This window comes from Kitasatospora sp. NPDC087314, assembly GCF_044744365.1.
Classification (GTDB): Bacteria; Actinomycetota; Actinomycetes; order Streptomycetales; family Streptomycetaceae; genus Kitasatospora.
Map to the genome: position 1 here is coordinate 44,953 of NZ_JBIUYE010000026.1, position 10,621 is coordinate 55,573.

The 10,621-nt window shown below is 74.5% G+C and carries 9 protein-coding genes; 6 read left to right on the forward strand and 3 right to left on the reverse strand.

Annotated features, from left to right (window positions below; all coding sequences use genetic code 11):
* Positions 1-34 precede the first annotated feature (34 nt).
* The 3 genes from ACIO5E_RS37900 to eccE form a co-directional block, all read right to left on the reverse strand.
* On the reverse strand, positions 35-2,092 hold the full coding sequence (locus tag ACIO5E_RS37900; protein ID WP_400676790.1) for a MinD/ParA family protein: 2,058 nt from the start codon (positions 2,090-2,092) through the stop codon (positions 35-37).
* A 130-nt stretch (positions 2,093-2,222) separates the two neighbouring features.
* A complete protein-coding gene (locus tag ACIO5E_RS37905; protein WP_400676792.1) occupies positions 2,223-2,990 on the reverse strand; it encodes a hypothetical protein in 768 nt (255 codons plus the stop codon).
* Positions 2,990-4,384 carry a type VII secretion protein EccE gene (gene eccE / locus ACIO5E_RS37910; RefSeq protein ID WP_400676794.1) on the reverse strand — a complete coding sequence of 465 codons (1,395 nt, stop codon included), beginning with the start codon at positions 4,382-4,384 and terminating at the stop codon, positions 2,990-2,992. The genes ACIO5E_RS37905 and eccE overlap by 1 nt, the downstream gene beginning before the upstream one ends.
* Positions 4,385-4,563: 179 nt before the next feature.
* On the opposite strand from eccE, the gene ACIO5E_RS37915 reads away from it, so the two are divergent.
* From ACIO5E_RS37915 to ACIO5E_RS37940, 6 genes are all read left to right on the forward strand, one after another.
* Positions 4,564-6,246 carry a type VII secretion protein EccB gene (locus ACIO5E_RS37915; RefSeq protein ID WP_400676796.1) on the forward strand — a complete coding sequence of 561 codons (1,683 nt, stop codon included), beginning with the start codon at positions 4,564-4,566 and terminating at the stop codon, positions 6,244-6,246.
* Between the two features lie 181 nt (positions 6,247-6,427).
* Positions 6,428-6,733, forward strand: coding sequence for a WXG100 family type VII secretion target (locus tag ACIO5E_RS37920; protein WP_280685381.1), 306 nt, complete (start codon positions 6,428-6,430; stop codon positions 6,731-6,733).
* Between the two features lie 102 nt (positions 6,734-6,835).
* Complete coding sequence (locus ACIO5E_RS37925) at positions 6,836-7,129, forward strand: WXG100 family type VII secretion target (protein WP_400676798.1); 294 nt, start codon at positions 6,836-6,838, stop codon at positions 7,127-7,129.
* An 83-nt stretch (positions 7,130-7,212) separates the two neighbouring features.
* Positions 7,213-8,457: a type VII secretion-associated serine protease mycosin gene (mycP, locus tag ACIO5E_RS37930; RefSeq protein ID WP_400676800.1), complete on the forward strand. Its 1,245-nt coding sequence runs from the start codon at positions 7,213-7,215 to the stop codon at positions 8,455-8,457.
* A 129-nt stretch (positions 8,458-8,586) separates the two neighbouring features.
* Positions 8,587-9,129, forward strand: a complete 543-nt coding sequence (locus tag ACIO5E_RS37935; RefSeq protein ID WP_400676802.1) for a SigE family RNA polymerase sigma factor — start codon at positions 8,587-8,589, stop codon at positions 9,127-9,129.
* 80 nt (positions 9,130-9,209) lie between these two features.
* A complete protein-coding gene (locus tag ACIO5E_RS37940; RefSeq protein WP_400676803.1) occupies positions 9,210-10,499 on the forward strand; it encodes a hypothetical protein in 1,290 nt (429 codons plus the stop codon).
* Positions 10,500-10,621 lie beyond the last annotated feature (122 nt).

Consider the following 10,621-nt stretch of genomic DNA (forward strand, 5'->3'; position numbering starts at 1 on the left):
GAAGGGCCCGCCGTGTCCGGCGGGCCCTTCGGCGTCACTGCTGCGGGGGACCGTACCCGGGCGGCGGCTGGCAGCCGTCCGGCTGGGCCGGCGGGGCGGGCTGCGGCGGCTGCCCCTGGGCGGGCGGGTAGCCGTAGCCCGGGCCCGGCTGCGGCGCGGGCGGCTGCTGGGCGCCCGGCTGCGGCCAGGCCGCCGGGGCGGGGGGCTGCTGCGGGTAGCCGTACCCGGGCGGGGTCTGGCCGGGCTGCGGCGCCCACGGCGCCCCGGGGGCCGGCTGGGCGGCCTGCCCCGGCTGCCCCGCCTGCCCCGCCTGCCCCGTGTACGGCTGCGGCTGCGGCTGGCCGGCCTGCGCCGGGTACGCCGCCGCCTGCGCCTGCTGCTGCCATCCGGACTGCTGGGCGGCGGCCTGCTGGGCCCGGATGATGTCCTCGCCGACCAGGGTGGCCAGCTCGAAGTAGGCCTCGCGGACCTTGGGCCGCATCATGTCGAGGTTGACCTCGGCGCCGGCCGCCAGGCTCTCGTCGAACGGCACCACGACCACCCCGCGGCAGCGGGTCTGGAAGTGCGCGACGATGTCCTCGACCTTGATCATCTTGCTGGTCTCGCGCACCCCGGAGACCACCGTGATGCTGCGCTGCACCAGGTCCGCGTAGCCGTGCGCGGAGAGCCAGTCCAGCGTGGTCGAGGCGCTGGAGGCGCCGTCCACGCTCGGGGTGGAGACGATGATCAGCTGGTCGGCGAGGTCCAGCACCCCACGCATCGCGCTGTACAGCAGGCCGGTGCCGGAGTCGGTCAGGATGATCGGGTACTGGCGGCCCAGCACCTCGATGACCTGGCGGTAGTCCGAGTCGTTGAACGTGGTCGAGACCGCCGGGTCGACGTCGTTCGCCAGGATCTCCAGGCCCGAGTTGAGGTCCTGCGAGGTGAACTGACGGATGTCCATGTAGCTGCGCAGGTGCGGGATGGCCGTCACCAGGTCGCGGATGGTCGCGCCGGTCTGGCGCTTGACCCGGCGGCCCAGGGTGCCGGCGTCCGGGTTGGCGTCGATCGCGATCACCTTGTCCTGGCGTTCGCTGGCCAGGGTCGCGCCGAGCGCGGTGGTGGTCGTGGTCTTGCCGACCCCGCCCTTGAGGCTGATCACGGCGATCCGGTAGCAGCTCATCACCGGGGTGCGGATGATCTCCAGCTTGCGGGACTTCTCGGCGGCCGCCGCCTTGCCGCCGAACTGGAAGCGCGGCTGCTGGCGCTGCTGCTTGGGCTGGCTGCGCAGCAGCCGGTCCGAGGACAGCTCGACCGCGGCGGTGTAGCCGAGCGGCGCGCCGTGCGCGACCTGCTGCGGGGCGGCGGACTGCTGGAACGCGACGGGCGGCGGCACGGCGGCGTCCTGCGCCGGCCACGGGTGCGCGGCGCCGGGCCGCGGCCCGGGCTGGGGTTGGGGCGCCGACGGATAGCCGGCGGGCTGCGGCCAGCCGCCCTGGCGCGGGTCCACCGGCGCGGCGGGCTGCGGCTGCTGCGGCTGTACGGGCTGCGGCTGGGCAGCCCATGCGGCGGCCTGCGGGTCCTGCGGTTGCTGCTGCGGGGGCAGCTGCTGCGCGGGCGGCTGCGCGTACGACTGCGGCGGGACCGGCTGGGCGGGCTGCACCGGCTGCGGGGCCGGGCTCGGGTACGCGTACGGCTGCGGCGGTTGCTGCGGAGCCGGGACGGGCTGCGGCTGCGCCGGGGCCTCCGCCGTCGGCCAGCCCGGGGTGGGGCCGGGTGCCGGGAACGGGACGTGCTGCGCCTCGGCCTGGGCGGGCTGGACGGGCGGTGCGGCCTGGACGGGCGCGGGCGCCTGATCCGGCGTCGGGGCCGGGGCCTGAGCCGCCAGGGGGGTCTGAGGAGCCGGGGTCTGGGCCGCCGGGGGCTGGGCCGCCGGTGCGGCCTTGTCCACGTGCGGAGCCTCGGCCACCGGGGTCGGCGGCTGCGGCGGCGTCTGCACGGCGTCCGTCTGGACGTACCAGGACGGGGGAGTGTAGTCGGGCGCGTCGGACCAGTCGTCGTCGTCCTCCGCCGCGTTGTCGCCGACGTAGACGCCGTCCCGATCGCTGCTCACTAGGGCTCCCTCGTGTTCGCCGCCGCTTGTTTCCGCGGTGCCGTTGCCGCATCAAAGACTAGGCCGTGCGGCAACCCCTCTTGAAGGCGGCGTCGGATCCGGAGCGGACCTCCGGGCCCGGCGCCGCCGCTCAGTCCATCCGGCGCGGACCGCCGAGAACCTGCTGCTCGGCCTGCCCGGCCACGGCCCGTACGTACTGACGTCGCATCCGCGTGGCCCACAGCGTCAGGTCGTCGCCGAGGGTGGGCAGCGCGGCGACGTCCTCCGGCGGGAGGGACAGCACCCGGCCGGTCAGTTCCGCCTCCTGCGGGGAGATCCGCTGCACGCCCACCAGGTCGGCCGCGTTGAGCACCCGGGCCGCGTTCGGGCCCAGGTACGGCAGCAGGGTCAGGGTGGTCTGCCAGGGAGCCGCGGAGAGCCGGCTGCGCGGCGGGCGGGCGCCGAGGTCGCGCACCACCAGCACCGGGGAGGCCACCGAGGCACCCTGCGGGCCGAGCCGGCCGACCTGGTGGACCGTCACGCACGGCTGCCCGCCGCCGGCGGCCTGCGCCAGCGGGCCCCACAGCTGCCCGCGCGCGGTCTCCACCGCGACCCGGGCGCCGATCGCGGCCGCCCGCAGCGCGATGACCTGCGCCGTCCACACGCCGCCGACCAGCACCAGGTCGTATGCGCTGGGCCGGAACAGGCCGAGCACCGCGGGCAGCCCCTGCGGGTCGGCGCCGATCACCACGCCGTCGTCGCCGACCGGGAAGGCCAGCGCCCCGAGGTCCGCGGCGTCGAGCACGTGCTTCTCCCGGCGCGGGCCGCGCAGCCCGAAGCCGGGCAGGATCCGCGTCCGCGCCCGGGGCTGCTCGGCGCCGCGCTGCGGCCCGGGGGTCGGATAGGTCTGGTACGCCATCAGGACGCTCCTCCCAGCGGCAGGGTGGCGAGCACCCCGGGGGCCTGCTCCAGGTCGAGCCGGACCAGGCCGAGTCCGGCGCCCTGCGCCCGGGCCTCCACCTGGCGGCCGACCTGGGTCACCTCGCTCTCGCTGCGCCCGGTCACCCGCAGGTGCCCGCTGACCGTCACCGAGCCGCCGGTGCCGCGGCCGGCGGTCAGGCTGAAGGTGCTGGCCAGCGCGGGGGAGCCGGTGATCAGGTTGACCAGGTCCGGCGCGGCGATCCGGCCGGGGGTACCGCCGGGGCGGCTGAGCTGCGGCCAGCGGGAGATCCAGTAGGTGCTGTGCCAGCGGTCGTCGATCCGCCAGAACCGGTTGCTCTCCTGGGTGCGGCGGGTGGTGCCGCCGCCGCTGCCGGTGCCCTGGCGCCCGGCCACCGCGAGCGGGTTGGCGCAGGTGGAGATGGCCAGCGCGGCGATCAGCTCGCGCTCGTCCAGCACGGTCGCGTTGAACCCGGCGCTGTTGAGCCGCCCGGCCAGCTGGTCGGTGACCCGCTGCAGCGCCTTGCGGGCGCCCTCCTCCCCGCCGCCGCGGGCCCGGACGGCGGTCGCGGCCCGCTCCGGGTCGAGCTTGAGCGCCACCCAGGTCAGCCGCAGCCCCGGGGTGGCGGTGCCGTCCGGCAGCTCCCGGTAGGCGCGGGCGGCCAGCGACTGCTCGGGCAGGTGCGGGGCCGGGGCCGGCTGGGTGTGCTGGACGAGCTGCACCGACTCCAGGGTGATGTCGTCCACCTTCAGCGCCGAGCAGATCACGTCCAGGGGCAGCGGCAGCGCGGTGCGCACCGGGCGCAGCGGCTGGTCCTTGGCCTGGACGAGCAGCACCGAGCTGAGGAAGGTGCCGTCGCCGACCATGCCGGTCTCCCGGCGGACCGGGCGGCCGCCGAAGTCGGCCTCGGTGGCGTGGGTGCAGGTGCGCAGCGCCGGTTCGAGTTCCAGCGCCGGGGCCAGCGCCGGGTCGGTGCCGGCCGGCGGCAGCGTGCCGCGGGCCCGCCGGCGGCGGGACCTGAGGGCGGCGCGCACCCGCAGCAGTTCGGGGATGGTCCGGCCGCGCAGCGGGATCACGGCGAGGACGACCAGGACCAGCGCGACGGCGCCGAAGCCGGCGGCGACCGGTCGGCTGATCGTCCAGCCCACCGCGACCAGCGCCGCCGCGACCTCCACCAGGACGAGCTGTTGGAGTTTCAGCCGGCCGCCGAGTAGGCCGGGTCGGGGGTTGACCGGGATCTGGACCGGCCCGCCGCCGGGCTGTTGCGTGGGCGCGGTCCCGGTTGCGGGGTCGACGCGCTGCGCCCGGCCGGAGCGGCGCGACCTCCCGCCCGCTGCCGAGTCGCGGCGTCCTGGGGCGGTCTGGTCTGGCATCCCCCGGGTGACCCTCTCTGCTCAGTTGCCGCGGCCCGGCTGGATGGTTCGCGGACCGTACCCGTACCGTACTCACCGTCTGCTGCCGCATCGTAGAGGGTTCGTGCGGGTTCGCGCCCGGCGGGTGCGGGCGGCGGGGCAGGCCGGTCCGACAATGTCCGACAAGGGGGACGACGAGGATGGCATCGCGCCGGGACGAGCTGAACGCGTACACCTTCGCCCGCAAGCGCACGGTGGGGGCCTTCCTGCTGCCCGGTGGCGGCGGCAGCGACGAGGACGCGCCGCGCCCGGTGAAGGCGGTGCTGCCGAGCGTCCTGGCCGGGGCCGTGGTCGTCGCCGGGTTCGGGCTGTGGGGGGTGTTCAAGCCCAGCGCGCCGCTGCACTGGGACGACGGCAAGAACGTCGTCCAGGGCAAGAAGTCGACCACCCGGTACGTGGTGCTGATCGACCCGGACGGCAGGACCAAGCGCCTGCACCAGGTCCTCAACATGTCCTCGGCGCGGCTGGTGCTGCCGGCCGACGCCAAGGTGGTGGTGGTCGACGACGGGGTGCTCGACAGCTACCCCAACCACGGCCCGACCATCGGCATCCCGTACGCGCCGGACAAGCTGCCGACGAGGGACAACGCGGACAAGCCGATGAAGTGGTCGGTCTGCGACCGCCCGGGCTCGGACGACAAACAGGAGACCGTCAACCAGGCGGTGTTCGTGGCGGCCGGTCCGGACGCGGCGGCGCTGGGGGCCAAGGGCCGGATGCTCGGCCAGGACCAGCTGCTGCTGGTGCAGCAGGCGGACGAGCAGCAGGTCTCCGCGCAGCCGGCGCCGGGCCAGCCGGCCGCCAGGCCGGGGGACGCGAAGGTCTTCCTGGTCGACGCGCAGGGCCGCAAGCACGGGATCGGCTCGGCGCAGGCGGACGACAAGGAGCGCAAGGCGCTGATCACCGCGGTCTTCGGGCCCAACGCGGTGCCGCAGCGGGTCAAGCGCGAGTGGCTGGACACCCTGGTGACCGGCAGCCCGATCACCTTCCCGAAGATCGACGGGGTGGCGGACAGCCCGAACCCCAACTCCTCGGTGGCGCTGGGCAACCAGTCCGACCGCCGGATCGGCCGGCTGGTGCACTACCAGGACCGCCACTACGTGGTCGGCAAGGACCGGCTCTACCTGGTGACGCCGTTCCAGGCGGAGCTGATCCGGCAGAACCCGGCCTACCAGGATCTCTACAAGTACGACGCCGACAAGAGGCCTCGCAGCGACGAGATGACTCCGGCCGACCACGCCTCGTTCGGCAATGACACCCGGTTGCCGAACACCGGGGACGACTGGCCGCTGAAGTCCGGCGCGCCGGCCAACAACTGGCAGGACCGGCAGGACGCGCGCCTGGTCGTCTGCAGCACCTTCGACGGCGTCGCCGAGGACGGCCGCACGCCCCGGCGCAGCGTCTGGGCCGGGACCTCCTACCCGGCGGCGTACAACAACGGCGCGGGCGCCGCGTACGTGACGCCCGGTCACGGCCTCTTCTACCGCGCGCTGGACAACACGGCGGGCGGCTCCGGCACCGACTTCCTGATCACCGAGACCGGCCTGCGCTACTCCGTCCCGTCCAACGGCGACGGCGGCCGCGGCGCCACCGCCTCGCCGGGCGCGCAGCCGGGCCAGGGCGGCGTCCCGAGGACGCCCACCCCGCAGCCGAGCACCACCGCGCCGGACCAGCAGCAGCCCCCGCAGGACGAATCGGGCGCCAACCAGGCCCGGTTGGGCTACAAGGAGGTCCAGCCGCTCCCGGTCCCGCGCGAGTGGTCGGACCTGGTCCCGGCCGGTCCGCCGCTGACCGCGAAGAGCGCCGCCCAGCCGCAGAACGCCTGATCGACCAAGCCGGGCACCGGACTTGGCCCCCGTGTCATGGTCTGGTAACTCCTCCGTGCTCGGTGTTGGGTGAGCTGCGTGTGCCGACTACAGTGCTCCTGGACATCACTCGGGTGATGTGGCAGGTGGGCTGCAAGGCCCTCCGTGTACGCAATGGTTGTCTCATGGGGGACGGTGGAGCATGGCTCAGGGTCAGTTCACGATGACCGCGCAGGAGATGCTGGCTTTCGCCAAGCGGATCGAGGACGCGATCGGGAAGATCGAGGCCGAGCGGCAGAAGCTCATCAGCACGGTCGACGGCATCACCGGTGGCTGGCAGGGTCAGGCGGCGACCGCCTACAAGACCCTGCAGGACCAGGTCAACACCGACATCGCGAAGCTGAAGGAGTCGCTGAGCGCGATCCAGCACGCGATCGAGCTGACCACCAAGCACTACGCGAGCACCGAAGAGGAGCAGAAGGCGCTGTTCTCCAACGCCCAGAGCTGATCAGCCGCACCGCGCCGATCACCGTTCTGTTCCGACCTTCCGCTCGGTGGGGCGCCCGCGGCTGAGCGCGGGGTGCTCCGCATCCTCGTCAAGGGAGACATCGTGTCCGACCACATCCTCGTCAACTTCGAGACCGTCCACCACGCGGCCGAGGAGGTGCGCGCCTCGGCCGGCCGCATCGACCACCTGCTGAACGACCTCAAGGGCGACGTCAACCGGATCGCCGCCAGCTGGCAGGGCGCGGCCCAGCAGGGCTACCAGGCCCACCAGGCCCAGTGGGACGCCCGCGCCTCCGACCTGCAGAAGGTCTGCGCGCAGATCGCGACCTCGCTGGACAACGCCGCGCAGAGCTACAAGACCACCGAGAACAACAACGCCAAGCTCTGGCAGGCCTGACCGCGCGTTCCGGGCGGGAACGTCAGGGGGCGGGTGCCCGGACTCCGGGTGCCCGCCCCCGACGCGCGGCACGGGTGGACGACATGAGGGGTGGCAGGGTGTCCGGACGCGGGTACCGGAAGGCGGCGGCGGCACTGGCCGCGCTCGCCGTGCTGGGCGGTCCGCTCGCGGCCCCGGCGTACGCCGACGGCCCCGGCCTGGCCGCCGCCGGCGACTGCCCCAAGTCCGCGCCGGACGTCGCGACCGTGCCGTGGTCGCTGCAGCGGCTGCTGCTCGACGAACTCTGGCAGGGCGGGCGGACGACCGGCGCGGGGGTGACCGTCGCGGTCATCGACACCGGCGTGGACGACCAGAACCCGCAGCTGGCCGGCAAGGTCGTGGAGGGCCCCAGCCTGCTGGTCAACCGGGAGACCAAGGAAAGGATCCCGGGCACGTCCAAGGACGACCCGGTCGGCCACGGCACCAAGGTCGCCGGCATCATCGCCGCCCGCCGTTACGACAGGACCGGCTTCGTCGGGCTCGCCCCCGACGCCATGATCCTGTCGATCCGCCAGAACGACAGCGACGGCAACGGCGACGTCTCCACGCTCGTCCAGGCCATCAACGAGGCGATCAGGGCCCAGGCCAAGGTCATCAACATCTCCCAGGACGTCCGCGGCGCCGGCACCGCGGGCTTCGGCGGCTACCAGGAGCTGAAGGCCGCCGTCCAGGCCGCCGAGGACAACGGCATCGTGGTGGTCGCCTCCACCGGCAACGACGGCAAGGAGGGCGACACCTACCCCGGCGCGTTCCCGACCGTGCTCGCCGTCGGTGCCTCCGACCGCAACAACGAGCGCGCCCCGTTCTCCCAGTACGGCTCCTTCGTGAAGGTCGCCGCACCCGGCGTCGACATGCTCTCCACCGTCCCCAGGGGCGGCCAGTGCGTCGACAACGGCACCAGCTTCTCCGCCCCGTACGTCTCCGGGCTCGCCGCGCTGCTGGTCGGCGCCCACCCGAACTGGAAGCCGGCCCAGGTGCGGGCCTGGATCGAGCAGACCGCCCAGCGCACCCGGCGCGACCCGGACCAGTTCATCGGCTGGGGCGTGGTCGACCCGGTCAAGGCCGTCACCAAGGCGCCCGAGAGCGCGCCGTTCACCGCCACCCCGGACGCCCCCGTCCAACTGGCCGCCGCCCCGATCGTGCCCCGGCCGGTCGGCCTCGGCGAGACCCAGGCCGACCGCGACGGCCGCACCGCGACGTACGTCCTCGGCGTCGGGGCGCTGCTGGTCGCGCTGCTCATCGGCGGCGGCGTCGTTCTGCGTGACCACCGCCGCAGGTCCGCCGACTGATCCGTGTGCGCAGCGTCCGCCCGGCGTCCGGGGAGTGCGCAGAGGAATCCTCCGAAACGTCTGTAACATCGTGGGCTGCTCGCCGCATCCAAGAAGCGTCAGGGAGCGCGGACACGGGGGGCGGCACGCATGGGGCGGACCGGGGGCGGTCGTGAGACCAAGGACGCCGAGTTCCTGGAACTCGTCGCCGGCCGGACGGGACACCTCTACCGCTCGGCCTGTCTGCTCACCAGCGGGGACACCCACTATGCCGAGGACCTCGTCCAGGAGGCCCTCGGCCGGATGTACGTGCTCTGGCGGCGCAGCGCCTTCACCGGCGGCCGGGCCCGGATCGAGAACCCGGCGGCCTACACCCACACCGTGATGGTGCGCACCTTCATCGCCCAGCAGCGCCGCCGCTCCAGCGGCGAGCGCCCGACCGAGGCCCTGCCGGAGCCGGAGGGGCACGAGGCGGACAGCAGTCTGCGGCTGACCCTGCTCGACGCGCTCGGGCGGATGCCGGCCAAGGACCGCGCCGTGCTGGTGCTGCGCTACTGGGAGGACCGCAGCGTCGAGGAGACCGCCGAGGTGCTGCGGGTCTCCTCCGGGGCCGTCCGGACCAGGACCACCCGGGCACTGGCCCGGCTGCGCACCCTGCTCGGCGACTCGCTGGCCGAACTCGCCGGCCGCTGAACGATTCCCGCGACACCCGCCGACCGCCACCCGCTGACCACTTCCGGTACTTCCGCGACGCAAGGAGACGGTGACCAACCATGCCCGAGCCGGACAAGTTCGAGGACGATCTTCTCTACGCCATCACCCGTACCGGTGAGGGCTTCCGCACCGAGCAGGCCGAGCAGGCGGACCTGGTCGCGGGCGGGTACCGGCGCGGCCGTCGCCGCTGGCGCCGCCGTTCGACCGCGGCGGTGGTGGGCGGCGCGGCCGCGCTGGCCCTGGTGGGCACCGGCGCGGTGTACCTGACCGGCTCCTCGTCGGGCCCGAGCACGGCGCCCGCGGCCGCCCCGCCCACCACCGCCGGCGGCAGCGGGAGCGGCTCGGCGGCCCCGGCCTCCTCGGCGTCCGCCCCGGCGGCGCCGGCGGTCACCGGCGACGAGGTGCTGGCCGCCTTCCAGGCCCTGCTGCCCCAGGGGCAGACCACCGACGGCCACGGCACCGGCACCGAGCCCGTGCCGGGCAAGCCGTCCGGCGGCGGGACCGGCGCGGTCGCCTCGCTGGTCTTCGACGACGGCCACGGCAAGGCCGCGATGGGCATCTCGCTCGGCCGCCTGGCGCCGAACGACCCGAACCGGGCGCAGAACACCTGCCCGGACAAGAAGCTCGTCCCCTACGACGCCTGCACCGCCACCAGCCTGCCGGGCGGCGGCTCGCTGACCGTCCTGCAGGGCTACGAGTACCCGGACAAGCGGGCCACCACCAAGTGGTGGAACGCCAAGCTGATCGGCCAGGACGGCCGCCAGATCGAGTTGTCGGAGTGGAACTCCCCGGCCGAGAAGGGCCGGCCGGACAGCCGTCCGACCCCGCCGCTGTCGCCGGAGCAGCTGAAGGCGATCGTCACCGACAAGTCCTGGGACCGGGTCGTCGCGGCGATTCCGGAGCCGCAGCCGGTCAAGCTCCCGGACACCGGCAAGGAGTACGGCCAGGACGAGATCCTGCGCATCGTCGCCGGCCTGCTGCCGAAGGGGCTGACCGAGTCGGAGGCCGACGGACAGCCGGGCTACGCCAACTTCGTGGTCAACGACGGCAAGGGCAAGTCCATGGTGCAGATCAACGTGCAGGACTGGTCCCGCGACGACGGGACCAAGGAGCAGCTGTTCGGCGGCGCCCAGACGCAGCCGGACGGCACCAAGGTGGTGGTCCGCAAGGAGGGCGGCAACCCGGGTATGTGGACGGTCGACACCCTGCACGCCGACGGCCTGCGGGTGGTGATCAGCGCGTTCAACAGCGGCAGCCAGCGGACCCCGGCGACCCGCAGCACCCCGGCGCTGACCAACGACCAGCTGAAGGCGATCGCCACCGCCCCGGTCTGGAAGCTCAAGCGGTAGCGCCGCGGACGTGGGGGGGGCCCCCGGCCGGGGGGCCCCGGGCCCCCCCCGGGGGGGGGGGGGGGGGGGGGCGGGCCGGCCGGCGGCGGGGGGGGGGGGGGGCCCCCCCGGGTGCCGGCCCG

Bases quoted from the DNA above. Each gene is read 5' to 3' on its own strand.
- mycP (WP_400676800.1), top strand. From the start codon at position 7,213: ATGAGGGGTGGCAGGGTGTCCGGACGCGGGTACCGGAAGGCGGCGGCG.
- ACIO5E_RS37905 (WP_400676792.1), bottom strand. From the start codon at position 2,990: ATGGCGTACCAGACCTATCCGACCCCCGGGCCGCAGCGCGGCGCCGAG.
- ACIO5E_RS37920 (WP_280685381.1), top strand. From the start codon at position 6,428: ATGGCTCAGGGTCAGTTCACGATGACCGCGCAGGAGATGCTGGCTTTC.
- eccE (WP_400676794.1), bottom strand. From the start codon at position 4,384: ATGCCAGACCAGACCGCCCCAGGACGCCGCGACTCGGCAGCGGGCGGG.
- ACIO5E_RS37940 (WP_400676803.1), top strand. From the start codon at position 9,210: ATGCCCGAGCCGGACAAGTTCGAGGACGATCTTCTCTACGCCATCACC.
- ACIO5E_RS37935 (WP_400676802.1), top strand. From the start codon at position 8,587: ATGGGGCGGACCGGGGGCGGTCGTGAGACCAAGGACGCCGAGTTCCTG.
- ACIO5E_RS37915 (WP_400676796.1), top strand. From the start codon at position 4,564: ATGGCATCGCGCCGGGACGAGCTGAACGCGTACACCTTCGCCCGCAAG.